28 protein-coding genes, 2 pseudogenes and 1 riboswitch are annotated in these 24371 nt (G+C 35.8%); of the genes and pseudogenes, 24 read left to right on the top strand and 6 right to left on the bottom strand.

Translation table 11 applies throughout. The features are described from left to right. Positions 1-3 precede the first annotated feature (3 nt). The 17 genes and pseudogenes from ribE (at position 4) to AC3RV6_RS12370 (ending at position 13206) form a co-directional block, all read left to right on the top strand. Positions 4-654, top strand: coding sequence for a riboflavin synthase (ribE, locus tag AC3RV6_RS12450; protein ID WP_489746360.1), 651 nt, complete (start codon positions 4-6; stop codon positions 652-654). A gap of 12 nt (positions 655-666) precedes the next feature. Next, entirely contained in the window at positions 667-1860 is a 1194-nt protein-coding gene (locus AC3RV6_RS12445) for a bifunctional 3,4-dihydroxy-2-butanone-4-phosphate synthase/GTP cyclohydrolase II (protein WP_489746359.1), read from the top strand. Between the two features lie 12 nt (positions 1861-1872). Further along, entirely contained in the window at positions 1873-2343 is a 471-nt protein-coding gene (gene ribH / locus AC3RV6_RS12440; protein WP_489746358.1) for a 6,7-dimethyl-8-ribityllumazine synthase, read from the top strand. Between the two features lie 166 nt (positions 2344-2509). Next, positions 2510-3346: an amino acid ABC transporter substrate-binding protein gene (locus AC3RV6_RS12435; RefSeq protein ID WP_489746357.1), complete on the top strand. Its 837-nt coding sequence runs from the start codon at positions 2510-2512 to the stop codon at positions 3344-3346. Then, a complete protein-coding gene (locus AC3RV6_RS12430; RefSeq protein WP_489746356.1) occupies positions 3333-4034 on the top strand; it encodes an amino acid ABC transporter permease in 702 nt (233 codons plus the stop codon). The genes AC3RV6_RS12435 and AC3RV6_RS12430 overlap by 14 nt, the downstream gene beginning before the upstream one ends. Before the next feature lie 24 nt (positions 4035-4058). Continuing rightward, positions 4059-4796: an amino acid ABC transporter ATP-binding protein gene (locus AC3RV6_RS12425; RefSeq protein WP_489746355.1), complete on the top strand. Its 738-nt coding sequence runs from the start codon at positions 4059-4061 to the stop codon at positions 4794-4796. A 136-nt stretch (positions 4797-4932) separates the two neighbouring features. After that, positions 4933-5280, top strand: coding sequence for an ASCH domain-containing protein (locus tag AC3RV6_RS12420; protein ID WP_489746354.1), 348 nt, complete (start codon positions 4933-4935; stop codon positions 5278-5280). An 8-nt stretch (positions 5281-5288) separates the two neighbouring features. Next, the gene (locus tag AC3RV6_RS12415) at positions 5289-5732 is read left to right on the top strand and encodes a hypothetical protein (RefSeq protein WP_489746353.1); all 444 of its coding nucleotides are present in this window, start codon (positions 5289-5291) and stop codon (positions 5730-5732) included. Between the two features lie 207 nt (positions 5733-5939). Beyond that, positions 5940-6263 (top strand): hypothetical protein, encoded by a 324-nt coding sequence (locus tag AC3RV6_RS12410; protein WP_489746352.1) that lies wholly within the window; start codon positions 5940-5942, stop codon positions 6261-6263. Between the two features lie 148 nt (positions 6264-6411). After that, a riboswitch (SAM riboswitch) is annotated at positions 6412-6524 on the top strand. Positions 6525-6621: 97 nt separating this feature from the next. Next, positions 6622-6900: pseudogene (locus AC3RV6_RS12405) on the top strand (LLM class flavin-dependent oxidoreductase); the annotation flags it as partial. A 119-nt stretch (positions 6901-7019) separates the two neighbouring features. Next, on the top strand, positions 7020-7529 hold the full coding sequence (locus AC3RV6_RS12400; protein WP_489746351.1) for a GNAT family N-acetyltransferase: 510 nt from the start codon (positions 7020-7022) through the stop codon (positions 7527-7529). A gap of 48 nt (positions 7530-7577) precedes the next feature. Next, positions 7578-8405, top strand: coding sequence for a MetQ/NlpA family ABC transporter substrate-binding protein (locus AC3RV6_RS12395; protein WP_489746350.1), 828 nt, complete (start codon positions 7578-7580; stop codon positions 8403-8405). 30 nt (positions 8406-8435) lie between these two features. Next, positions 8436-9515: a methionine ABC transporter ATP-binding protein gene (locus tag AC3RV6_RS12390; RefSeq protein WP_489746349.1), complete on the top strand. Its 1080-nt coding sequence runs from the start codon at positions 8436-8438 to the stop codon at positions 9513-9515. Further along, positions 9457-10107, top strand: coding sequence for a methionine ABC transporter permease (locus AC3RV6_RS12385; protein ID WP_489746348.1), 651 nt, complete (start codon positions 9457-9459; stop codon positions 10105-10107). The genes AC3RV6_RS12390 and AC3RV6_RS12385 overlap by 59 nt, the downstream gene beginning before the upstream one ends. Positions 10108-10137: 30 nt before the next feature. Continuing rightward, positions 10138-10998, top strand: coding sequence for a MetQ/NlpA family ABC transporter substrate-binding protein (locus tag AC3RV6_RS12380; RefSeq protein WP_489746347.1), 861 nt, complete (start codon positions 10138-10140; stop codon positions 10996-10998). Between the two features lie 15 nt (positions 10999-11013). Continuing rightward, a complete protein-coding gene (locus AC3RV6_RS12375; RefSeq protein ID WP_489746346.1) occupies positions 11014-11841 on the top strand; it encodes a MetQ/NlpA family ABC transporter substrate-binding protein in 828 nt (275 codons plus the stop codon). Between the two features lie 15 nt (positions 11842-11856). Beyond that, a pseudogene (locus AC3RV6_RS12370) lies at positions 11857-13206 on the top strand (LLM class flavin-dependent oxidoreductase). 73 nt (positions 13207-13279) lie between these two features. On the opposite strand, the gene AC3RV6_RS12365 reads toward AC3RV6_RS12370, so the two are convergent. Then, entirely contained in the window at positions 13280-14449 is a 1170-nt protein-coding gene (locus AC3RV6_RS12365; protein WP_489746345.1) for a pyridoxal phosphate-dependent aminotransferase, read from the bottom strand. A gap of 85 nt (positions 14450-14534) precedes the next feature. Between AC3RV6_RS12365 and AC3RV6_RS12360 the strand changes: the two genes are divergently transcribed. Beyond that, a complete protein-coding gene (locus AC3RV6_RS12360; protein ID WP_489746344.1) occupies positions 14535-15323 on the top strand; it encodes a carbon-nitrogen family hydrolase in 789 nt (262 codons plus the stop codon). A gap of 53 nt (positions 15324-15376) precedes the next feature. On the opposite strand, the gene pepF is transcribed toward AC3RV6_RS12360, so the two are convergent. The 3 genes from pepF to AC3RV6_RS12345 all read right to left on the bottom strand — a co-directional run bounded on the left by pepF (position 15377) and on the right by AC3RV6_RS12345 (position 18158). Next, positions 15377-17185 carry an oligoendopeptidase F gene (gene pepF / locus AC3RV6_RS12355; protein WP_489749246.1) on the bottom strand — a complete coding sequence of 603 codons (1809 nt, stop codon included), beginning with the start codon at positions 17183-17185 and terminating at the stop codon, positions 15377-15379. A gap of 87 nt (positions 17186-17272) precedes the next feature. Beyond that, positions 17273-17584, bottom strand: coding sequence for a hypothetical protein (locus tag AC3RV6_RS12350; protein ID WP_489746343.1), 312 nt, complete (start codon positions 17582-17584; stop codon positions 17273-17275). A 130-nt stretch (positions 17585-17714) separates the two neighbouring features. Next, positions 17715-18158, bottom strand: coding sequence for a hypothetical protein (locus tag AC3RV6_RS12345; RefSeq protein ID WP_489746342.1), 444 nt, complete (start codon positions 18156-18158; stop codon positions 17715-17717). 188 nt (positions 18159-18346) lie between these two features. On the opposite strand from AC3RV6_RS12345, the gene AC3RV6_RS12340 reads away from it, so the two are divergent. The 4 genes from AC3RV6_RS12340 to AC3RV6_RS12325 all read left to right on the top strand — a co-directional run bounded on the left by AC3RV6_RS12340 (position 18347) and on the right by AC3RV6_RS12325 (position 20898). Then, complete coding sequence (locus AC3RV6_RS12340) at positions 18347-18826, top strand: PaaI family thioesterase (RefSeq protein ID WP_489746341.1); 480 nt, start codon at positions 18347-18349, stop codon at positions 18824-18826. Between the two features lie 269 nt (positions 18827-19095). Next, positions 19096-19404, top strand: a complete 309-nt coding sequence (locus AC3RV6_RS12335; RefSeq protein WP_489746340.1) for a magnetosome magnetite crystal formation protein family — start codon at positions 19096-19098, stop codon at positions 19402-19404. A 292-nt stretch (positions 19405-19696) separates the two neighbouring features. Beyond that, positions 19697-20308, top strand: a complete 612-nt coding sequence (locus AC3RV6_RS12330) for a YitT family protein (RefSeq protein ID WP_489746339.1) — start codon at positions 19697-19699, stop codon at positions 20306-20308. 11 nt (positions 20309-20319) lie between these two features. Further along, the gene (locus tag AC3RV6_RS12325) at positions 20320-20898 is read left to right on the top strand and encodes a histidine phosphatase family protein (protein WP_489746338.1); all 579 of its coding nucleotides are present in this window, start codon (positions 20320-20322) and stop codon (positions 20896-20898) included. 50 nt (positions 20899-20948) lie between these two features. Here the strand turns inward: AC3RV6_RS12325 and AC3RV6_RS12320 are convergent, their stop codons facing one another. After that, on the bottom strand, positions 20949-21095 hold the full coding sequence (locus AC3RV6_RS12320) for a hypothetical protein (protein ID WP_489746337.1): 147 nt from the start codon (positions 21093-21095) through the stop codon (positions 20949-20951). Positions 21096-21116: 21 nt separating this feature from the next. After that, positions 21117-21668: a nitroreductase family protein gene (locus AC3RV6_RS12315; RefSeq protein ID WP_489749245.1), complete on the bottom strand. Its 552-nt coding sequence runs from the start codon at positions 21666-21668 to the stop codon at positions 21117-21119. Between the two features lie 244 nt (positions 21669-21912). Here AC3RV6_RS12315 and AC3RV6_RS12310 point away from each other — a divergent pair, with 244 nt between their 5' ends. Both AC3RV6_RS12310 and AC3RV6_RS12305 read left to right on the top strand, forming a co-directional pair. Continuing rightward, positions 21913-23076 carry an MFS transporter gene (locus AC3RV6_RS12310; RefSeq protein WP_489749244.1) on the top strand — a complete coding sequence of 388 codons (1164 nt, stop codon included), beginning with the start codon at positions 21913-21915 and terminating at the stop codon, positions 23074-23076. A gap of 73 nt (positions 23077-23149) precedes the next feature. Then, positions 23150-24334, top strand: coding sequence for an MFS transporter (locus AC3RV6_RS12305; RefSeq protein ID WP_489746336.1), 1185 nt, complete (start codon positions 23150-23152; stop codon positions 24332-24334). The last annotated feature ends 37 nt before the right edge of the window (positions 24335-24371 follow it).

Here is a 24371-nt window from a genome sequence, read left to right as displayed (position 1 = left end):
AAGATGTTCACTGGAATTGTGGAAGAAATTGGAACGGTTTCATCCGTTACCCCTGGCGCTACTTCACTTCAACTAGTAATTAAATGTGAGAAAGTTATAGAAGATGTAAATAAAGGAGATAGCATTGCAGTTAATGGTGTTTGTCTCACAGTATCGACCTTTTCGAAGAGTCATTTTACTGCTGATGTCATGCCTGAAACGGTGAAAGCAACAACACTACAAGCACTTCGTTCAGGCAGTGTCGTTAATTTAGAGCGTGCTATGGCGGCAAATGGACGTTTTGGTGGTCATTTTGTAAGTGGTCACGTTGATGGAACAGGTGAAATCATTACTGTTCGTAAAATAGAAAACGCCGTTTATATGGAAATTAGTATTGCACCTGAACTACTGAATTATTTCATTCCTAAAGGATCAGTCACTGTAGATGGCACATCACTTACGGTGTTTGGTGTTACGAAAATGGGTTTTATTATTTCTTTAATTCCTGTCACGCAAGAAGATTCAGTAATTGGTCGTAAAAGAATTGGCGATAAAGTAAATATTGAATGCGATATGCTTGCGAAATATATCGAACAACTACTTACGAAAAAGGAAGTTCACGCAAGTAGTGGGCTAACGATGGATAAGCTTTTAGCAAATGGTTTTCTAGATTAAGGGGTGAACGAATTGTATGCAACAGTAGAAAAAGCACTAGAAGAATTAAAAAAAGGTAAAGTTATCATTGTTGTAGATGATGAAGACCGTGAAAATGAAGGTGACTTTGTTGCACTAGGAGAGTTTGCGACCGCTGAAGTGATTAATTTCATGGCGACTGAAGGACGTGGTTTAATCTGTGTTCCAATTGAAGAGGAAAAAGCTACACAGTTAGACTTAAACTTAATGACGGCAAACAACAGTGATGCATATGGTACCGCCTTCACCATAAGCGTGGATCATGAATCTTGTCATACTGGCATTTCTGCTTTTGAAAGATCTGGAACAATCTTGAACATGCTTGGGCAAGATGCCCGTCCATCAAATTTTAAGCGTCCGGGACATATTTTTCCTTTAGTAGCAAAACCAGGTGGTGTGTTAAAACGTGCAGGACATACAGAAGCTGCAGTCGATTTAGCAAGACTTGCTGGAAGTGAACCAATTGGCGTTATTTGTGAAATTATAAATCATGATGGAACAATGGCAAGAAATCCTCAGTTGCTAGAACTTGCAAAGAAGCTGGACCTAGTTGTTTTGACAATTAAAGATCTGATTGCATACCGACGCGCGACAGAAATGCTAATCGAACGTGTTGTTGATGTTAATTTACCAACAGAATTTGGTGACTTTACTGCTGTTACCTATATTGAAAAATTGACTGGCCGCGAACATATTGCTTTGGTTAAAGGCAATGTTGAAATTGCGGAGAATGTATTAGTTCGTGTGCATTCTGAATGTTTAACGGGTGACGTTTTCGGATCAAGTAAATGTGATTGCGGACCACAACTTCATGCAGCGCTTGCGCAAATAGAGGAAGCCGGAACAGGAGTAATGCTTTATATGCGCCAAGAAGGACGCGGTATCGGTCTAGTTAATAAAATGAAAGCATATAAACTTCAAGAAGAAGGCTATGATACGGTTGAAGCAAATGAGAAGTTGGGATTTGCTGATGATTTAAGAGATTATGGAATTGGTGCTCAAATTTTACGTGATCTTGGTCTGACAACAATTCATTTGCTGACGAATAATCCTCGTAAAATAGCTGGACTTGCAGGCCATGACCTTGAAATTACTAAGCGTATACAAATAGAAATGCCTTTGAAAAAAGAAAATTTGAATTATATGGAAACGAAGAAAAACAAACTTGGACACTTGTTACATAATTGAGGGGGAATTTAAATGGGTACAATTTATGAAGGACATTTAGTTGGTACAGGGTTAAAGATAGGAATCGTTGTTGCAAGATTTAATGAGTTTATTACAGGGAAACTTTTAGGTGGGGCTGAAGACGCACTACGACGTCATGGCGTTGATAACGAAGATGTGGATGTTGCTTGGGTACCAGGTGCTTATGAAATTCCACTCGTTGCAAAAAAGATGGCTGCAAGCGGGAATTACGATGCAATTATTACGCTTGGAACAGTTATTCGTGGTGCTACACCCCATTTTGACTATGTATGTAGTGAAGTCGCAAAAGGTGTTTCAGCGATAAACATGCAAGAGGGAATCCCGGTTATTTTCGGCGTACTAACGACAGATACAATTGAACAAGCAATTGAGCGTGCAGGTACTAAAGCAGGAAATAAAGGTTGGGACGCAGGGAGTTCCGCTATTGAAATGGCAAATTTATTAAAACAGATTAAAGGATAAAGAAATAGACTATATTATGGAGACCAAAGAGTGTTTTACTAGCTTGACTTGGTCTCCTTTTTGTTTGCCATAATTTAACTTGATAAAAAATCTTTGACGGTTAGAATAATTTGTAGTAAGCTATTAATACCAAGTATACATATAAGGATTAAAGGGGCGGTTATTATTGAAGAAATTTAGATTACTATTTTTACTATTATTAAGTACAGTTATTTTATTAGCAGCATGTGGGAACGAAAAGAAAGATAGCGCTGATAATAAGGAACCTAAAAAAAGCGAAAATTCTACAGATACACCCAAAGATTTATTAGCTCAAATTCAGGAAAAAGGCGAATTAGTCATTGGTACGGAGGGTGTTTATCCGCCATTTACATTTCATGATGATAAGGGGCAACTTACAGGTTTTGATGTTGAAATGGCAACAGAAGTAGCTAAAAGATTAGGTGTCAAACCAGTATTTTTGGAAACGCAGTGGGACGCTATGTTTGCGGGATTAGATTCAAAACGATTTGATATGGTAGCGAATCAAGTAGGTATTAATGATGAACGTCTTGAAAAGTATAATTTCTCTGATCACTATAATATATCAGTCGGTGTTTTAGTTGCACAAAAAGATAATAATGAGATTGACAGCTTTGATGATATTAAAGGTTTAAAAGCAGCGCAAACCTTAACGAGTAATCACAGGGCAACTGCTGAAAAGTACGGTGCTGAAGTAATAGGAGTTGAAGGATTTGTTCAAACAGTAGAATTGATTAGTTCAAAACGTGCGGATGTTACAATTAATGATAATTTATCAGTTTTAGATTTCTTGAAACATAAGCCAGATGCGCCTTTGAAAATTGTAGCAACTTATGATGATGAAGTTAAAATAGGACTATTATTTAGGCAAGATAGCGACACTTTGGTTGAAGCGGTAAATAAAGCATTAGGTGACATGATTGAGGATGGAACGCACTTGGAGCTTTCTGAGAAGTGGTTTGGTAAAGATGTTCTTAAATAATATTTTTGGTGATTCAGAACGTATTCAAAGGTTGACTGACATTGGTACGTCATCACTATTACCTTTACTTGAGGGAGCTATTAAATATACGATACCGCTAACTTTAATCGCCTTTACATTAGGATTGATTATAGCTATATTTACTGCCTTAGCTCGAATTTCAACAAGTAAGCCATTAAAAATTGTAGCGGGCATATATGTTTCTGCAATACGTGGGACGCCATTACTCGTTCAGTTATTTATATTGTTTTACGGATTACCGACAGTGGGAATAATTATTGATCCATTTCCAGCGGCTGTGATTGGTTTTTCATTAAACGTAGGTGCATATGCTTCTGAAATTATTCGTGCGGCAATATTATCGATACCAAAAGGTCAATGGGAAGCGGCACAAACGATAGGTATGGGTTATGCACAAACGTTACGAAGAATTGTATTGCCTCAGGCAGCAAGAGTATCAATACCACCTTTATCGAATTCATTTATTAGCCTAGTTAAAGACACTTCTTTAGCATCGTTAATTTTAGTGACAGAAATGTTTAGAAGAGCACAAGAAATAGCTGCTTCAAATTATGAGTTTTTACTTTTATACATTGAGGTCGGATTTATCTATTGGGCTATTTGTTTCATACTTTCATTATTTCAGGGAAGAATTGAAAATCGATTAGATCGTTATGTAACTAGATGAAAATGATTTATGAGGGAGAACACAATGATTTCAATTCAAGGATTAACTAAAAACTTTGGCGAACTAGAAGTTTTGCGAGGAATTGACTTAGAAGTAAATAAAGGAGAAGTCGTAGTTGTCATCGGACCATCGGGTTCAGGAAAAACGACACTTCTTAGATGTTTAAATATTTTAGAAATACCAACATCGGGTAAAATTAAGATAAATGAACAAAGTACTGATTTTTCTAGCAAGGTTTCAAGAAAAGAAATAGATTTAATTAGAAAACAATCAGGTATGGTATTTCAAAATTACAATTTATTTCCTCACAAGACTGCACTTGAAAATGTGATGGAAGGTCCTGTTATTGTAAAGAAGCTATCAAAAGATAGTGCAAGAAAAAATGCGAAACAGTTATTAGAAAAAGTAGGTTTAGGTGACAAGCTTGATTTTTACCCATTCCAATTATCTGGTGGGCAACAACAACGTGTTGGTATTGCAAGAGCGTTGGCGATAGAGCCGCAGGTCATGTTGTTCGATGAACCGACATCAGCATTAGATCCTGAACTTGTAGGTGAAGTACTTCAAGTAATGAAGGATTTGGCAGATGAAGGGATGACAATGGTTGTCGTAACCCATGAGATGCGTTTTGCCCGTGAAGCAGCGGATACTGTTGTGTTTATGGATCAAGGGAAAATTATTGAAAGAAATAAACCTAGCATTCTTTTTACTAATCCAAAAGAAGAGCGCACTCGTAAGTTTTTAAATCTGATTCTTCAATGACAATATACAAAAGGCTATCCGCCAAATTTTGGTTGAGATAGTCTTTTGTTTTTGTCTAATAATCAAAGTTCTGGCAAAAGCTTGTAGAAAAAGATAATATTAAGGATGTAGTTATAAATAGAAGTGAGGGATTCAAATGACTAATGAAAATAATAAGGAATTACCTAAAAAAACTTGTTCTGTAGAATTACTAGTGACAGTTGAAGAAGATGTGAAAAAAGTACTAAATGGAGAAAAAACGGCTACTCGTCGTAATGGCGTTTATGCATATCCTGGAGAAGTAATGGTTCTTGATGGTAAAGAATTTACAGTGAATTCTTTATATAGACAAACTCTTGGTGAGATGACAGACGAACATGCAAAACAAGAGGGTTATGCAGATATGTCCGATTATAAAAACATGATCTTGTCTATGCATGAGGGTATGCCATGGCTTCCTACGATGAAAGTATGGGTGCATGAATTTAGTTCGGCACAGAAGTGATGTTCTAAATGAATTTTGACTTCTATAATGTGCTTGTTTTTATGCATATTGTAAGTGCTGTTCTGTCCATAGGTCCATTATTTATTTTAATGCCAATTATCAAGCGTTTACGCGGTGTTGGAATGGATATTGAAAAGGCGTACTTAGGTATTATTAATGTCATCATTCGTCTTGTTATGCATGCAGGTCATGTGCTTGTGGTTACTGGTGTTCTTTTAATTCTTAATGGACCATGGCCATGGTTTACGTCATGGGTTGTATTGACAGTTGCTGTTATGGGTATTTCTGCTGTATTCTTAGCAACAGGCTTTACAAGAGTTTTACGGGTGTTGAACGCACCAGGTAGCCGTAAAAGTGAACTACTCGACCGGTTAAATAGAACGTCCTGGCTTTATATTGGTCTTATGATCATTATGCTCTGGCTTATGGTTCAGAAACCAATACTTTGGTAAATAAATATTTCTACATAAAAAAGTTGTGCGTCTACTATTGACGCACAACTCTTTTTCAGTTTCAAGAAAACCTAAATTGTCAACGGTATATACGCTGATCGCGATGGATTAATTGGCTTGATATAGTTCCTAAAAGCCCATCCATAACATATATTACAGTGAAAGCTAAAAAGAATTAAATAATAACATGGTGGAGGTGTGAGGAACTTGTTTCAACCATCACAATATAATGAAAATGAGAACCGAAATAATAATAGCTCTAAAGATAGGGGAGTTATTCTTGCACTTTGGGGTTCAGCCATATCTACATTCGGTGACGCATTACAAACGATAGGCGGCGCAATTGCAATAGAAGAAGGGCGAATTGAAGATGCACAACAGCAACAACAACTTACTAATTTACAAAACCAAATAGACGATTTGAAAAAAGAGCAAAGAGCAAATAATACTACAAGTCCCGATATTGAAAAGCTGAACACTTTGATGGAAAAAATAGTAATGCGATTAGATAAAGATGACAGTAAATTTTAAGTAGGTAATAACGCCTGCTATTAAAAAATCACAGTTTGAAGAATAACTAGTTTTCTTTAAAAGAAGTTGACAATTCACTTTTTTATGTAGTATGATAGCTTCTAATCAACAGAAGAAATAAATAATTGTACTTTTAAAATTTAATAGACTCTTATTTAGAGTGGTGGAGGGAATAGGTCAAATTAAACCCGACAACCAGTAGATGATCTATATGAAAAGGTGCTACTTCCTACAGATTTGAATGGATTTGAAAGATAAGAGGAAGACAATTCAAACCTCTTCTAAATTGAAGCTTTTTTTTATGCTTAAATCCGAGTTAACTGATATGTATAATTAATAAAAGGAAGGAGAGAAATGAATGAGCTATAAGCTTGGTATACTCGATCAGAGTTCAGTTTTTCCTGGTACTTCTGCAAACTACGGATTTCAACATACGATTCACTTGGCCCAAATAGCAGCTTAATCCCCATAAGTATTGATTTCGCATTTAATCGCTAAAACGAATTCGATACGGATTGGTTCAGGCGGAGTAATGTTGCAACATTACAGTCCTTATAAAGTTGCTGAAAACTTTCAAGTATTATCAACTCTTGCACCTGAAAGAGTTGATTTAGGAGTAGGAAAAGCACTAGGAGGATTTCTGTTATTTAAAAAAGTACCGGAGAGTATTATTGAAAGATTTAGATAGCTCCTAGGTTATATTTTTTAATTATAATACCTAGTAAATTGATATGTTAAGTTTGGAGGAATAGAATAATGACAAGTAAATTAATAATCGAAGATATAAAAGAGAATGATAAGGAAGAAGTTAGGCAGCTATTAGTTGAAAGTTATCTGCAATATGAATATGACCATAAAGATCCTACAATGTGGGAATCATACTTGAAAGATATTACTTTTTCTGTAGATAACCCAAATGTTGATAAGATCCTAGTTGCCAAAAGTGATTTAAAGATACTTGGTAGTTTGCAATTATTTGAGTCATCTCTTAAAGCCTATAATAAACCAGAGTTAGGGATTACTTCACCGATTATACGTCTTCTTGCCGTTCGACCGAATGCTAGAGGTCTTGGTGTAGCACAAGAGTTGTTAAGGAGTGCAATTGCTTATTCGAAATCAATTCAAGCAACAGCTATTTATTTGCACACAACTGACTCAATGCGAAAAGCGATTAAATTGTATGAGTGGTTCGGCTTTAAACGTGATACAACGAAAGACTTTGGTACAGGGGAAGTAGTAGTAAAATCATATCGACTTGATCTATAAAGTTAGATTGAACCAGTTAATAAATGAAAATATAGAGGAGTGAGGATAATGAGAAGAATATTATTGCTAGCTGTTTTATCTGTAAGTTTATTGGTAATTGGTGCATGCGGCAAGGATGAAAAAGCAGCTTCAGCAAATAATCAAGTGGCTAGCAAAGAAGTAACTTTAAAAATTACTGCATCTTCAACACCGCACGCCGAAATATTAGAATTTATTGCACCTGATTTAGAGAAAGAAGGTATAAAAATAGAACTTGTTTTGACAACGGATGGAATTATTGCGAACGAGCAGACTGCGAACGGGGAACTAGATGCAAATTTTTTCCAGCATACACCGTATTTGAATCAAATAAACAAAGATTTGGGTTTGGATCTAGTTAATGTAGTCGGAACACATATTGAACCATTTGGCGTTTATTCTAAAAAGATTAATTCAATTGAAGAGTTATCTGTTGGTGCAAAAGTAGCGATTCCGAAAGATCCAGTTAACTTTTCAAGGGCGCTTCAATTATTTGCTTCAGCAAATATTATTGAATTGAGTGAAGAGAAGACTACGGATTACTTACTATCAGACATTACAAAGAATGATAAAAAAGTAGAGTTCGTTCCGGTTGATTCGGTCATGTTAGTACATTCGCTTGATGACGTAGAGGCATCAGCGATAAATACGAATTATGCGCTAGAAGCAGATTATAAACCTTTAGATGATGCTTTAATAATTGAAGGTAATGACTCCCCGTATGTGAACATTTTAGTATCGCGTCCAGATAATAAAGATAGTGATGCAATTAAGAAGCTAGCTGCTGCGTTAACTACAGAAAAAGTTAGGGAATTTATTTTAGAGAAATATGACGGAGCCGTTGTACCCGCATTTTAAAATAAAAAGAAAGGAAAGGAGGTTACTGCTTTGATTGAGTTTCAAGGTGTATCAAAAGTATTTGATAGTGGTGGGAAAAAAATTGAAGCATTAAAAGAGGTTAATTTGACGGTAGAAAAAGGGGATATTTTTGGTGTCATTGGATTCAGTGGTGCAGGTAAAAGTACGCTCATTCGCACTGTTAATCTACTAGAATATCCCACTTCAGGTGAAATTATTGTTGAAGGTAGTAATCTAGCAAAGTTATCTCCTAAAAAGTTACGTGGTGCGATGCAAAATATCGGAATGATTTTCCAGCATTTTAATTTACTTAATTCTAAAACTGTTTTCGATAATGTCGCGCTTCCATTAGTATTTAGCAATACAAAAAAGAAAGAAATTGATAGTCGGGTGGATGAAGCACTTCGTTTTGTCGGTTTGGAAGATAAGGCGAAAAGCTATCCTGACCAATTATCTGGTGGACAAAAGCAACGTGTAGGAATTGCGAGGGCGCTTGTAACAAATCCTTCAATTTTGCTTTGTGATGAAGCGACATCGGCTTTAGATCCACAAACGACGAAGTCAATATTGCAATTGCTGAAACGTGTGAACAAGGAGTTTAAAATTACTATTTTAATAATTACACACGAAATGGAAGTTATTAAGCAGATTTGTAACCGTGTTGCTGTTATGGAAGGTGGTCGAGTAATCGAATCAGGGGAGGTATTTGATATATTTGCACACCCTAAAACAGAAACTACCCGAAACTTTGTTCAGTCGGTCGTACGAGATGAAATACCTGAAGGAGTCTATAGATTACTAGAAAAAGATAATCGGATTGGTCGAATCTTCAAACTAGACTTTTTAGGTTTAAGTGCCGGTCAACCCATCATCTCCAATGCAGCAAAAAATTATGAAATTGATATTAATGTGTTATTTGGAAGTACGACAGAGATTCAAAATATCTTCTTCGGAAACTTAATTGTTGCGTTAACAGGTGCAGATACCGAGATTGAAAAGGCTTTACGGTATATTAAAAGTCAAAATGTCACGGTAAAGGAGGTTGTACTAGATGGAAATCAGCAACGAGATTATCATGAAAGCAGTTTGGGATACGCTCTACATGGTTAGTGTATCACTCTTTTTTGGAAGCATAATAGGAATATTTCTTGGAATATTGCTTGTAGTTACAAGGAAGGGGCATATTTTAGAGAATAAAATAGTGTTTTCATTAGTAAATCCAGTCGTCAATACATTCCGGTCAATTCCATTTATCATTTTACTTGTTGCAATTATTCCATTCACGAGACTTATTGCAGGAACGTCGATTGGTACGACAGCTGCGATTGTTCCGCTTGTACTCCATATTGGCCCCTATATTTCGCGGCTAGTAGAAAATTCGCTATTAGAAGTAGATGAGGGAATTATTGAAGCTGCGAAAGCAATGGGGGCTGCACCATTTAAGATTATTTTCAAATGCCTAATTCCAGAAGCTTTTCCATCTTTAATCCTGAGTATAACGACTGCGACAATCGGACTAATCGGTGCAACTGCAATGGCAGGCGCAATTGGTGGCGGTGGACTTGGTGATGTAGCAATCACTTACGGTTATCAACGCTTTAGTACAATTACCATGGTAATTACAGTAGTCATACTTGTTGTGATGGTGCAAGGTGTTCAAACGATTGGAAATTTGTTTGAACGGAAAATGAGAAGAGTGTAGAAAAATAAAAAATAGAATAGGGGAATTTAGATGAAGAAGTTTGTATTACCAATCATTTTAGTGTTGGGAGTATTTTTGGCAGCTTGTTCAGCTAATACAACAAAAGCAGATAGTAAGAAGACAGAGGAACAGGAAATAAAAGTAGGAATCAGAGGTTCGGAGCTCCGCACTTGGGAGTATTTAAAGGAAAGAGCTGAAAAAGAAGGGATAAAAATTGAACTCGTTAATTTTACTTCTGCCTTTGACCCAAATCAGGCTTTAGCTGCTGGCGAAGTTGATATAAATGCGTTTCAACATATCGCCTATTTAGATTTTTATAATGAAAGTAATAAGACTGATCTTGTCCCAATCGCAACAACGATTATCGCACCACTCGGATTGTATTCTTCTAAATTCAATTCCATAAGTGATATTCCAGATGGTGCACAGATAGCAGTACCGAATAATGCACCTAACTGGGGGCGTGCTCTACTTTTGTTGCAAGAAGCGGGATTGTTGACAGTTGTTGATGATTTTGATGGCAGTGGCGGAGCAGATAAAATAAAAGAAAATCCGAAAAATATTGAAATAGTACCAGTAGATTCGGCTAGTGCACCACGTTTAATGGAAGATACGGCTGGTTCAGTCATTAATAATGGGACAGCAGTCGAAGCAGGGCTAACTTTAAAAGATACATTAATTCATGAAAGTAAAACTGCAAAGCCTTATATAAATATCATTGCGTCTCGTAGTGAAGATAAAGATAATGAAGTGTTTAATAAAATTGTTGCGTTATATCAATCGGACGAAACGGAAAAATTTATAAATGAAACATACGGTGGTAACTATATTCCGACATTTATAACGTTAGAAGAACTAAGTACTTTTAAAGATTCTTATACAAACAAATAAGGGGAGATTTTGATAATGAAGAAATCGAAAATTTTATTGATTTTATTGGCATTATTTACATTGGTTTTGACAGCTTGCGGTAACGATAAAAAAGGAAGCGCGGAGGAGAAAACGACTTTCATAGTAGGAACATCACCTGGGCCTTATAGTGAACTATTTTTAGAGGCTGTTAAACCTATATTAGAAGAAAAAGGATATACGATAGAAACAAAGGTATTCTCTGATTTACTTTCTGCGAACATTGCAATCACAGAAGGTGCTGTAGATTTAAATGTCGATCAACATACTGCGTACTTTAGTAATTTTAATGAAGAAAAAGGTGCGAAATTGACGGCAGTAACACCGATTCCGACAGTTCCGGCTGGTATTTTTCCAGGAAGAAAATCTTCTTTAGATGATATTGCAGAAGGTGATTCTATTGGTATTCCAAAAGATCCATCGAATGCTGCAAGAGCTTATGCGCTACTTCAAAAAGCTGGCTTGATTAAATTAACAGATGGGATTGAGTTAGTTAAGGCGACAGTTAGTGACATCGAAGAGAATCCACATAACTTAGATATAATTGAAATGGATTCTGCACAAATTCCACGTTCTTTAATTGATCTGGATTACGGTGTGATACCAGGCAGTATCGTTTATTCATCTAAGTTAGACCCTACAACTAAATTACTTTCTGAAGACGTGCTGAAAAATTTAGAATTAGTCGCTGTTGTGGATGAACCAAATAAAGATACGAAGTGGGCAAAAGATGTTGCCGCTGCTTATCAGTCAGATGAATTTAAAAAGTACTTAGCCAAACATAATAAGGACGATTACTGGTTTATTCCTGAAGAACTAAAGTAAATAGGAGGTGTTTTATTGGCTCAGAATAGGCAAATTAAACTAGCAGCTTATTTAGTTGGAACAGGAATGCATGTATCGTCGTGGCGTCATCCCGCATCAAATCCAAATGCAAGTATAGATGTAGCAGCGATGCAAAAACTTGCAAAAATAGCTGAAAAAGGAAAGTTTGATATTGCGTTTATAGCGGATAGCTTAGCTGTGAATGGTGAATCGCATCCGCAAATTCTAAATCGATTTGATCCGCTAATTTTAATTACGGCATTAGCAGCTGCGACTGAGAAGATAGGTATTGGTGCAACTGCATCTACTACTTATAGCGAACCCTATACGTTGGCACGCCAGTTTGCCTCTGTTGATCATGTGAGTGATGGGCGTGCTGGATGGAATGTTGTAACAACGGCAGATGCAACTGGTCAAACTGCATTGAATTTTAGTCGTGATAGTCATTGGGAGCATGATCATCGCTATGAACGAGCAGAAGAGTTCGTTGATGTTGTGAAAGGTTTATGGGATTCATGGGAAGACGATGCATTCGTTTATAATAAAGAATTAGGCCAATTTTTTGACCCTAAAAAAGTACATGAACTTAATTATAAAGGAAAGTATTTTTCAGTCAAAGGCCCACTTAATATTGCGCGTTCTAAGCAAGGTCAACCAGTTATTATTCAAGCAGGGGCTTCGGTTCCAGGACAGCGATTAGCAGCCAGAACAGCTGAAGTTGTTTTCACGCGCTGGGATAATATAGTGGAATCAAAAAGCTATTATGCAAAATTAAAATCACAAGTAGTGGGTTTTGGAAGAAATGAAGAAGATTTACAAATTCTACATGGCATATCACCAATTGTTGGAGCGACAGAAGAAGATGCCATACGGAAATATGAGGAATTAAGTAATCTAGTAGATCCATATGAAGGCTTAAAGTTTGTCTCGGGTTATATGGGAAATGTAGATTTTTCAAAGTATGCGTTAGATTCTTTAGCGAGAGATGTTGATTTTCCAGTTGTTAATAGTATTCAAAGTAATTTTAATGAAATGAAGAAAATAATGAACGAGGAAGATTTAAAAGTAGGGGAATTGTACGCAAGGTTTTTCAGTCCTGCTAGGAAAGATTCATTTATTGGGACGCCAATTTAAATCGCGAATGAAATGGAAAATTGGTTTATTGAAAAAGCGGCAGACGGTTTTATGCTTCAATTTCCGCTATTACCGGGTGGGCTTGAAGACTTTGTTGAGCATGTCGTTCCGTTATTGCAAGAAAAAGGTATATTCAGGTTGGATTATGAAGGGGATACACTCCGCGAGCATCTTGGATTGCAAAATCCTGTCAATCAATTTTTGAAAAAGAAGGTCGTTTTAACCGAGTAGAATACTTACAGATTATATCATTAATACTATGAAAACTGACGAGATAATTAACATCTCGTCAGTTTTTTTGTGATTATTTAGAAAATATTCCGAGCTTTTCAATTCGAGAAAACGCTTCTCTAATACGGTCATGACTTTCTAATAAGCCGACGCGCACATAGCCCTCACCGAATTCACCAAATCCATTTCCAGCAGCGACTACGACATCTGCTTTGTCTAAAAGTAAATCTGCAAATGCCTGACTTGTGTATCCTTCAGGTACATTAAGCCAAGCGAAGAATGAGCCGGCAGGAGAAACGACATCCCAACCAATCCGTTCGCATTCAGCAATTAAAACATCTCTACGACCTTCGTATAGCGCAACTAGTTCCTGGACAAATTTATCACTATCATTTAAAGCGACGACTGCGGCATGTTGGATAGCAGGGAATATACTGATGAATAAATGATCTTGTAACATATTAATAGCATTGACTATATCGGAATTTCCGACTGCAAAACCGACTCGCCAACCAGCCATATTATATGACTTCGAGAGGGACAATAATTCAATCCCAACTTCTTTTGCACCTTCAGCTTGTAGGAAACTGATTGGCTTCTTTCCATCAAAGCCGATAGCACCGTAAGCAAAGTCATGCATGATAGCTATATCAGATTCTTTTGCGAAGGCGACTGTATTATCAAAAAAATCAATATCAGCAGTTGTTCCTGTTGGATTACTAGGATAATTTAAATACATTAGTTTTGCATCATTAATTTGTTCATCAGTTAGTGCAGAGTAATCAGGAAAAAAATTATTTTCAGCAAGTAATGGCATCGTATCATATTTAATGTTTGCTAGACTAACACTCGATAAATAATCCGGATAACCTGGGTCAGGTAGTAGTAATAATTCTCCTTCATTCATTACCGCTAATGGCAACTCTACTAAACCGATTTTTGTTCCACCTAATATAGCAACTTCTGTATCGGGGTTAAGCGTTACATTGTATTCTCGCATATAAAAATCTGCCACCGCTTGTCTTAATTCCCAAGTCCCTCTGAAAGGAGAGTAGCCGTGTGTTGAAGGATCCTCAACTGCTTCTTGTAATGCCTTTATTATATGAGGGGGTGTTGGTTGGTCAGGATTCCCGCGTCCTAAGTTAATTACGTCTCTTCCTTCTCCAATCGCAGCTTCTACTTTTTTAACGAGCTCCGAGAAAAAATGTTCAGGTAAATCCTTTAATCGTTTAGATGGTTCCATTCAATAACCCCATTCCTAATTAGTTGCGTATCATAATTAAATCATATAACCTTTTGAATAATAAGTCTATCAGGCGGTGATAATAATGAGAGTTGCATTGATTCAGTTTGCTATCCAATATGGGGTTCCTAAAGCTAATTTTGAACATGTGGAAATCAAAATTAAAGAAGCGGCAAAAAAAGGAGCTTCCGTTGTAGTACTTCCAGAACTTTGGAATACCGGATTTGATTTGAAACGCCTTGATGAAATAGCAGATGTAGAAGGCGAAATTACGAAACGACTACTTAGAAGATTAGCTAAAGAGCTAAGCATTCACATTGTCGGTGGATCTGTTGCAACCAAAAAAGGTTGTTCATTTTATAATACGATGTACGTCGTTAATATAGAAGGTGAAATTATATGCGAGTATGATAAAGTTCATTTATTTAGTATGACGAATGAACATCACTTTATAACGGCGGGAAAACAATTAAGCTCATTTATTATTGAAGATATTCCAATGGCTGGTGTTATTTGTTATGATATTCGTTTTCCGGAATGGACGCGGAGGCAAGTAGTGGAGGGAGCTAAAGTTTTATTTGTACCTGCACAATGGCCAAGTAAACGGATCAATCATTGGAAAATACTTCTGCAGGCGAGGGCGATTGAAAATCAGTGTTTCATTATTGCTGTTAACTCTATGTTTAATCATCGGAAAAATGACTTTACTGGACAGTCTATGGTCATTGCACCTAATGGAGATATATTGTGGACAGGAAAAGATGAAGAAGAGACAGGGATTGTAGAGATAGAGTTAGATATTGTAAATCAAGTGAGAAGTGAAATGTCTATATTTGATGACCGTAAAGCTTCTTTATATTTTGAACAAGATTAAAGTTTTAAAAACCCCGTTTCAGGCAAATTAGCCTGAAACGGGGTTTTGACTTACTAATTTCTTTCAATTTCATCCGTTAGTGTTACGAGCTGCTCGATTAAGTCACCAATATAGGCAATCGTATCTCGTAATGGCTTTTCAGTTGAAATATCAACGCCTGCCATTAAAGAAAGTTCAACAGGTGATTTTGTACCGCCAGCTTTTAATACTTCAATCCATTCATCTACAGCGGGTTGACCTTCTTCTAAAATACGCTTGGAAACCTGTGTAGAAATCGTCAAACCAGCGCTATATGTGTAAGGGTATAGTCCCATATAATAATGAGGTTGGCGCATCCAAGTAAGTTCAGCACCTTCGTTAATTTCAACATCGTCGCCCCAAAACTCTTCAAGTACGCCGCGTTTTAAGTCGTTTAAAATTCCAGCATTAACACTTTGACCGCTATCTATTCGTTCATAAACTTTTCGCTGATAGGCAGCTTCTAGTAAATGCGTAACAAAGTTGTGATAATAAGTTCTAGATATAATAGATGAGATAACCCATCGCTTAAATTTTAAGTCTTCTGAATCTTTAAGAAGATGATTTGCGACTAGAATTTCATTCATTGTTGAAGGAGATTCAATAAAGTAAAGCGATGAAAAAGCATTAAAAATATTTTGTTCATGATTTGCGTTGTAAAAATGTCCAGCATGTCCAAGTTCGTGTGCTAATACGAATACGTCCTCCATACTTCCCGTCCAAGAAATCAAGACATAGGGGTGATTACCAAAAGGACTCGAACAAAAAGCACCCGTTGATTTACCTTTGTTCTGTGCGAAATCAATCCATCGTTCATCAAAAGCACGGTTAACCATGGCGATATACTCATCACCCATAATTGCAAGTGAATCATCAATATACTGTTTCGACTCTCCAACTGTAATTTTAGGTTCGTATATTGGATCAAGTGGCATTTTCAAATCTGCAAAAGTCATCTTATCCAAGCCATGTACTTTTTGAATTAATTTTGCATATTTGCGCATATGTGGTGCTAGTTCGTTCATGATTAAATCAATTTGTCGATCATACATTGTGCGGTCTACTTCGTGATCAAATAATAAATAATCGAAAATAGTGTCGTATCCACGTAAATCGGACATCGTTTTTTCCGCTTGTAGATGCATATCGTATGTTTTTGCAGTCGTCTGTTGATATTCTCTTAACTTAGACGAGAAAGATTCGAATGCGGCACGTCGTATTTCTGTATTCGGTTCGCTTTCCCAATCCCCTTCAAAAGACACATAACTCATTGGATAGGATTTGCCATCTACTTCAAAATTATCGAAATCAATATCAACCATTTTCGTTGTATTATATAGTTCATAAGGTCCGTCAAATGTTGCAGAAAATGCAGCTAGTGTCTTTTCCACTTGAGGGTGCAATTGATGTTCCTTCTTTAATATGAGTTTTTCCAAATAGTTTTTGAATTCTGCTGATTGTTGCATAGCTTCTTCAAGAAGGGCAACAGGTAATTCAACTAGTTCGCTATCGACAAATGACAAGGAGCTTTGGATTTTTGCATAGATTGAACCGAAACTACTCGCTCGCATTTGTGCTATATCGTCAGTTTGGTCAACACTTAATGCTAAATTTGAATATGTTCCAATCGGTTCTATTTGTCCGAAAATAGATGCATAGTTTGTAAGAGCTTCATTTACTAGTTTCGCGTCTATAATATTCCCTTGAAACTTTTCTTGGAATAGTACTACTTCTTTTTCGAGTTCTGTAATTGCTGTTAAATAAAGTTCCTCTGTTGCAAATAGATCATTTAAATTCCATGTTTCTTCTATCTTCACTTCAGATCGTAAAGGCATACTTTTCACCAATGAATTCACTCCCTAATTATTACGGTATTCGAACGAATTACCATTATATACTAGATAAAGAAAGCATGGAAAGAAAACACTTCTTTACTTAGATCTTTTAGATAACTTTTCAATTTCCTCTGAAACGATAAAAGCCAAGTCTATATTTCCGAATAGTTGTAAGACATCAAGTATTGTATCATCATCAATCTCAAGTCTATCGAATTCATCCATTTCTTTTAATACTTTTTCTAACGCTACATTCTTCTGTTGTTCAGGATAGGCCCTTGAGTATAACTTAGCTGCATTAAGTTCGTGGTTATTGCACCATTGCACAAATAACTGAACCATGATTTGCTCGTCTTCTTGATACTTTTTTATTATTTGTTCATCAATGTTTAATTGTTCGTAATCCATGGGTGAAAACTCCTTTTATCTGACCTTTATCATATAGGTATTAGGCTAAAAAAATCTGAACTTAATAGCATAATCGACACTATCTTTATTATAAGGAAGAAAGGACTTTAAGCGAAGTAAACGAACTACTTCATAGTTGGTTATTGACGAAAAATTGGACAAGCCATTCCGTATCAAGAGGTCCATCAATAATTTCATAATAATGTTTGTCATTTTGGATAATTAGTGCTTCATCTACAATTAAGCTTATCATATTACCGGAATCATCTTGAATACTAATAATGAATTGTTCTGACTTATTTTCAAAATTAACTTCTTGTACAGCTAACTTTCGGATATGATAATCTTGTAGGAAAAGTATTAGACTTTCAACTTCAGCTTTATCTTGGATTTCCCAATTTTGAGATTCTAAACCCAATGATGAAGGTATTGTAAAGGCAATGGATACGGAATTATTATTCATGGAATGAAAAAGTTCGGTAAGCTCTTTTTCCTTTTCATTTTCGAATGTTTGTATCATTGAATATGTTCCGCCAATTAAAATAATAATTAGGATTAGTGCTCTAATTTTCATAATTAAATCCCCCTAAAACTCTTTTAAGTAGTATATGTATCTTATTACGTAAAAAGTAACCTTGATTACATAAATAGTAGGTGAAGGTGATCGATGTGTGTTAATAATAGAATTTAATTAGCAAAAATATTGTCAGAATGTTATAATTATGTTCTAGTGGTTTTTATGTTGATAAGGGGCTGAATAGAATGGTAGAAGAAGTAGTTTATGCGATTCAGGATGAATATCCAGATGATTTCGCTTGGTGTTTTGGATGTGGTCGATTAAATAAAGAGGGTGATCATTTACGTACGGGATGGCAAGGTGATGAAACAGTAACTTATTTCACGCCTCCGAAGAAATACACAGCTATTCCTGGATTTGTTTATGGTGGTGCAATTGCTTCCTTGGTCGATTGTCATGGGACAGGTTCTTGCTCCCTGGCATTACACCGTAAGAATGGTCATGAACCGGGTAGTGGTGAAGCACCCCCGCGTTTTGTCACTGCGTCATTGAACGTCAATTATTTAAAACCGACACCACAAGGAGCTGTTCTAAAAGCCGTCGGTAAGATAGAAGAAATACATCCTAAGAAGTGGAAAGTGTCTGTTGAAGTTTTCGCGGATGAAACACTTTGTGCAACAGGCGAAGTTGTTGGCGTAGTAATGCCAGCGTCTTTTACACAATAAGAAAACAAGCTGGCTGTGGAAATCAGTCAGCTTGTTTTAAATTAGAAAGTGGTTTTTATTGGCCTAGTTCATCGCTAATAAAAGGGCAACATCTTCAGAACAATTACTTTCAGAGTGTATCGTTGAAATTACGTATTGGTCTAGAGTAATATGAAGTTTTCCTATGTTGACCATACATTTTTATCTGTGAACAATAGAACACAGATATGAAACTTTCTCTCGACTTATTCGTATAATAGTTATTGGATAAAGAAAGAGGAGAGGTTCAAATGGAGACTAAAGGTTTTAAAGTGTTTATTCATGCTAGTGCTTTTTTTGCACCATATTTAGTTCCAATTGCATTATTTTTGTTTGTTGAAGATTTGGAAGTGAAGAAAACAGCGGTGCAAGCTGTATTATTTCAACTAGTTATGGGTGCGTTAGCTATTATTTCAATTATTCTTATATTTGTTATTATCGGTATTCCAATGATTATTGCGGTGGGTATTATGTGGTTTGTCGTTCCAGTTATAGCTATTATCAAAACACTAAATGGTGATGATTATAATTATCCGATAGTTGGTTCGTGGTACCGTTAAAATTATAGGCGCATTTCGGGTGTGAAATTCGGATGTGTCTTTTTGATTTCATTTATTATATTTCTTGTGAACGGTAAAAAAATTATTAGTAATTATTACTGATTATACTTTAAAAATATTGAAAATTCAGATAAAATGATTTAATTAGATGGATTTATTTCGATTTTCACATTGGAAAAATCGAGATAACTTTTATTGTATTTTTCAATTATAGTTGTACTGATGTTAAATTCGAATACTAAACCCGTCCATACATATACATCTATTAAGTCGAATTAATAGGTGGGAGCAAATGAACTTAGTTAAAAAAGCACTTACTATTTTCTGTGGAAGTTTCCTAATAGCCTGCGGAATAAACCTTTTCCTAGTACCTTATAAGTTATTAGAAGGCGGAGCTATTGGGGTTAGTTTGGTATTTCATTATCTACTGGACGTAAAAGTTGGTCTAACATTCCTTCTTATTAGTATTCCAATTTTTATTTTCGCATGGATTTTTTATCGTTCTTTTTTCTATAACGGTATTCATGGCATGTTAGTTTCTTCGATTATGATAGATATTTTTTATCCTATTCATATAATTGGGGGGAATTTAATGTTGCCACCTCTACTTAGTGCTGCACTTGGTGGTATATTTATTGGAATAGGTGTTGGAATAATGTTACGCCTTGAAGTTAGTATGGGCGGTATAGATCTTCTAGCTCAGATGCTTGCTAGAAAAGTAAATATAAATCCAGGGATTGTTATTTTATGTTTTGATATTGTCATTGTAACTATTGGGTGTATGTTGATAACTTCATCTAATTTAATATTGTCTTATACCACTGTTTTTTTTGTTGGACTTTCGACGAGTCTAATTATATTTAAATATAATAAACGGCAACGAGAATCTTATAAAAGTATTTAAATTAGGAGAAGGTGTTTATAATAACGACTATTGGTTTCGTACGTCATGGTGTTACTGCTTGGAATAAAGCGGGAAGGGAACAGGGGAGCTTGGATATTCCACTTGATGATGATGGAATCCGAATGTCAGAAAAGTTAGCTGATCGCTTATCGAGTGAGGGCTGGCAAGTTGTTTATTCTAGTCCATTAAAACGTGCTAAAGTTACTGCAGAAATTATTACGGCAAGAAATCAAGGAATCAAATTTCAAGTTGATAAACGCTTACGAGAAATAGGTAGTGGTTTAATTGAAGGAACGACAGAAGAAGAGCGAATAGAACGATGGGGTGCTTCTTGGCAGACTTTAAATCTAAATATTGAAACGCGTGAAGATGTTCTTGCAAGAGGGTTAATATTTATAGAAGATATTAAAGCAAAGCATCCAGATGAAAAAGTGTTAATCGTAAGTCATGGTTCGTTTATAAGTGCATTACTCAGTAAACTAACAGTATACAAACTAACGAATATAGACAATTCATCTTTAACAATAATAGAAATTCATGATGATTCAAATAAATGTTCATTATTTAATTGTACAAAACATTTGAATTGAAAAAGGTTGCAAACTGAGTCATCAGCTTGTAACCTTTTTGATGTTGATTTTTAGTCTTCTGTATTTACTTCTTTTTCTACTATTGGAAGAGGTTCTTTGTTCTGAGCAGATAAATCAATAAATGGGGAAGCTTGATTCCCGCCTTCACCACAAATTCCGGTTTCCAAGTCACATAAGTTATTAGTTTCTTTATTCATATGAAAGCTCCTTTCCTATAATTAATCAATCCATGTAATTAGTTGTTTATAATTCGTTTGTTCGTAGGGGGTGGGTTCCATATCAGGATATCCGATATAAATGAAGGCAACCATTTCTCCTTGGTCTGACAATCTGAAGAACTTGCTAACCCGTTTATCATAGCAAATCGAACCTGTACGCCAAACAGCACCAAGCCCAAGTGCGTGGGCGGTTAATAGCATATTTTGTATAGCTGCATGAACTGCTGCATGTTCTTCCTGAGCTGTGACATTCTTTTTATCAGATGGCTCAACACCAACTGCTATCATGACAGGTGAGCGTAATGGGTTTTTTTGAATCCTTGTTACTTTTTTTATGTTTTCTTCTGTGCTTGGATCATCTTGTCTGGATTTCAGAATGTCTGCAAAAACATCCCCTAACTTATTTCTACCGTCGCCAGTTAGAACGAAAAACTTCCATGGTTCTGTTCTGTGATGATTAGGAGCATATGTCCCTGCTTCTATTATTTGTTCAATCAGTTCAGTCGGAATTGGTTCATCTGTGACTAGCGGGATAGATCTACGATTTTTAATCGCTTCATGAATATTCAGTTGAATGACCTTCTTTCTAGTATTTAAGTAAACTATCTTTGTTTAGTATATCGAATTTCTTGAATATTAACATGATAAAGGTTCCCATGTAATTAATAAAAAAGTCCGTCCATTAAAATAATAGGTTATAATAAGAATATATTAATATTTCGTGTGTAGAAAGAGTGTGAGGTTAATTAGTAGAAAAAAAGAAGTGTCTAAAACAGATAATCCTGTTTATAAAATTATGTTCGCAATTGGGTTATGTCATTTATTCAATGATTCGCTCCAATCAATTATTCCTGCTATGTTCCCGATACTAGAAAAAGAAATGAATTTATCGTTTACGCAGTTAGGACTAATCGCTTTTGTGCTAAATATGGTCGCGTCTGTTCTGCAACCGGTCATAGGCTATTTAAGTGATCGTAAGCCGAAACCATTTGCATTACCAATTGGTATGTCATTATCATTTATCGGAGTTGCAGGATTAGCATTTGCACCCCAGTATTGGATGGTTTTAGTCTCAGTTGTTTTTCTAGGATTAGGTTCTGCAATCTTTCATCCAGAAGGATCTCGTGTTTCTTTTATGGCGGCAGGCACGAAAAGGGGTTTATCGCAAGCCATTTTTCAAGTGGGTGGAAATTCAGGGCAGGCTCTTGCACCATTAATTAGTGCATTCATTCTTGTTCCTTTAGGTCAGCGAGGCGCAGCACTATTTATGATTGTTGCAGCTATTGGTATATTCGTTTTGGGCAAAATATCAAAATGGTATAAAGAGCAGTTAGAATTGGAAAAGTTAAATAAACATAAGCGCGTTATTTTATCATCTATGGCCAATTTAACTAAGAAACAGATAGGTGTGGCACTTGGTTTACTTCTAGTTATTATTTTTGCCCGCTCTTTTTATGTGACAAATATAACTAGCTTCTACATATTCCACTTAATGGAAACTTATGATTTAACAATTAAAAAAGGACAACTGCTTATCTTCCTGTTTATGGCATTTGGGGCAGTTGGCACATTTTTTGGAGGTCCAATTGCTGATAAAATTGGACGTAAAAATGTCATTGTCCTTTCTCTTTTAGTACCAATTCCAATGTGTATTGCTTTACCGTATATTCCGCTGTTTATGGTTATACTTTTATTAGCGCTTATCGGTTTTTTTATTATGCTAAGTTTTTCTGTTACGGTTGTCTATGCACAGGAATTAGTACCGAGTAAGATTGGTACGATGTCAGGACTTACAGTTGGATTAGCTTTTGGAATGGGAGCGATTGGTGCAGTTGTAATCGGTGTATTGATGGATAAAATCGGAATATATACTACGATGATTGTGATTTCATTTTTACCAATCATTGGTCTAGCTGGTTTATGGTTACCACGTGATCAAAAAGTTATTGTTGGGGAATAATAAATAGCTAGCATTATTGTTCGATATTTATTATAATAGAGGGTCTGTGCAATTATGAAAGCAGGGTGGGTATTTGTCGAAAGAACAATGGAAGAAAATGATAATATTAATGATTAATATGTTTATCGCGATAGGTAGTTTTGGAATTATACTTCCGATTCTTCCAGCATATCTCGTTTCAATAGATCAAGGAGGAATGGCCGCAGGTTTAATGATTGCAATATTTGCAGGTGCTCAATTAGTCATGTCGCCAATCGCAGGAAAGTGGACCGATCAGTATGGACGACGTATTATGATAATCTCAGGTCTAACATTACTTGCACTATCTATGTTCGTTTTTTATTTTTCTGATTCAATAGGTGTTTTGTACATCTCACGTGTAATTGGTGGAGTTGGTGCCGCTTTATTGATACCTGCCATTTTTGCTTATGTTGCTGATATTACGACGATGGATCAAAGGGCAAAGGGAAATAGTTATGTTTCTGCTGCGATGTCTTTAGGAATCGTAATAGGTCCGGGAATAGGTGGTTTTTTAGCTGAATATGGCTTGAAATTACCACTACTAATTTCTGCGCTTGTAGGTGTTGTTGCAGTTATCTTCTCCTTTTTCATGTTGAAGGAAAGTATGGATACTGAAATCGTGAAAAGTGAAGAAAAGCCAGAGCCGATGGTGAAAGAAATTATGCATTCTTTCAGTAAGCCTTATTTTATTCCCCTTCTAATTACCTTGGTTATGAGTTTTGGATTAATGGCGTATGAATCAGTGCTTGGTCTTTTTGTGGATAATCAATTTCATGCTACGCCGAAAGATATTGCAGTCCTTATAACGTCGACTGGAATTGTGAGTGTACTTATACAACTATTCATCGTGGACAAGGTTGTTCGTAAGTTTGGTGAATCAATGGTGCTAAATATATTTCTAGGAATTACAGCAGTCGGATTTCTATTTTCGACTTTTGCGTCCACATATGTGATGTTCTTTATTATTACATTGATTATTTTCTTGTCGACATCAATTTTGAGACCTGTATTAACAACACTTATTTCAAAGCTTGCTGGGAATGAGCAAGGTTTTGCAATGGGTATGAATAATTCATATATGAGTATAGGTAATGTTTTAGGTCCGCTTTTGGCTGGTCTATTATTTGATGTTAATATTATATATCCATTTATACTTGGACTTGTTGTATTACTTTTAACAATGGTTGTTTCAATTAGATGGAAAGCGCCGAAAGAGTTAAATGAATTTAACCGCTAGAAATAGATACTTTACGTATTGATAAACAGACAATCTA

This window comes from Sporosarcina sp. So3-204 (assembly GCF_058068165.1).
The sequence above is the reverse complement of the archived record's forward strand: the minus strand, read 5'-3'. Positions and strand labels throughout refer to the sequence as shown.

Excerpts from the sequence above, each read along its gene's own strand:
- AC3RV6_RS12375 (WP_489746346.1), top strand. The coding sequence starts at position 11,014 with ATGAAGAAATCGAAAATTTTATTGATTTTATTGGCATTATTTACATTG.
- AC3RV6_RS12420 (WP_489746354.1), top strand. The coding sequence starts at position 4,933 with ATGACTAATGAAAATAATAAGGAATTACCTAAAAAAACTTGTTCTGTA.
- AC3RV6_RS12385 (WP_489746348.1), top strand. The coding sequence starts at position 9,457 with ATGGAAATCAGCAACGAGATTATCATGAAAGCAGTTTGGGATACGCTC.
- AC3RV6_RS12310 (WP_489749244.1), top strand. The coding sequence starts at position 21,913 with ATGTTCGCAATTGGGTTATGTCATTTATTCAATGATTCGCTCCAATCA.
- AC3RV6_RS12425 (WP_489746355.1), top strand. The coding sequence starts at position 4,059 with ATGATTTCAATTCAAGGATTAACTAAAAACTTTGGCGAACTAGAAGTT.
- AC3RV6_RS12380 (WP_489746347.1), top strand. The coding sequence starts at position 10,138 with ATGAAGAAGTTTGTATTACCAATCATTTTAGTGTTGGGAGTATTTTTG.
- AC3RV6_RS12415 (WP_489746353.1), top strand. The coding sequence starts at position 5,289 with ATGAATTTTGACTTCTATAATGTGCTTGTTTTTATGCATATTGTAAGT.
- AC3RV6_RS12340 (WP_489746341.1), top strand. The coding sequence starts at position 18,347 with ATGGTAGAAGAAGTAGTTTATGCGATTCAGGATGAATATCCAGATGAT.
- AC3RV6_RS12335 (WP_489746340.1), top strand. The coding sequence starts at position 19,096 with ATGGAGACTAAAGGTTTTAAAGTGTTTATTCATGCTAGTGCTTTTTTT.
- AC3RV6_RS12345 (WP_489746342.1), bottom strand. The coding sequence starts at position 18,158 with ATGAAAATTAGAGCACTAATCCTAATTATTATTTTAATTGGCGGAACA.
- AC3RV6_RS12395 (WP_489746350.1), top strand. The coding sequence starts at position 7,578 with ATGAGAAGAATATTATTGCTAGCTGTTTTATCTGTAAGTTTATTGGTA.
- AC3RV6_RS12365 (WP_489746345.1), bottom strand. The coding sequence starts at position 14,449 with ATGGAACCATCTAAACGATTAAAGGATTTACCTGAACATTTTTTCTCG.
- AC3RV6_RS12400 (WP_489746351.1), top strand. The coding sequence starts at position 7,020 with ATGACAAGTAAATTAATAATCGAAGATATAAAAGAGAATGATAAGGAA.
- AC3RV6_RS12430 (WP_489746356.1), top strand. The coding sequence starts at position 3,333 with ATGTTCTTAAATAATATTTTTGGTGATTCAGAACGTATTCAAAGGTTG.
- AC3RV6_RS12320 (WP_489746337.1), bottom strand. The coding sequence starts at position 21,095 with ATGAATAAAGAAACTAATAACTTATGTGACTTGGAAACCGGAATTTGT.
- AC3RV6_RS12350 (WP_489746343.1), bottom strand. The coding sequence starts at position 17,584 with ATGGATTACGAACAATTAAACATTGATGAACAAATAATAAAAAAGTAT.
- ribE (WP_489746360.1), top strand. The coding sequence starts at position 4 with ATGTTCACTGGAATTGTGGAAGAAATTGGAACGGTTTCATCCGTTACC.
- AC3RV6_RS12330 (WP_489746339.1), top strand. The coding sequence starts at position 19,697 with ATGAACTTAGTTAAAAAAGCACTTACTATTTTCTGTGGAAGTTTCCTA.
- ribH (WP_489746358.1), top strand. The coding sequence starts at position 1,873 with ATGGGTACAATTTATGAAGGACATTTAGTTGGTACAGGGTTAAAGATA.
- AC3RV6_RS12360 (WP_489746344.1), top strand. The coding sequence starts at position 14,535 with ATGAGAGTTGCATTGATTCAGTTTGCTATCCAATATGGGGTTCCTAAA.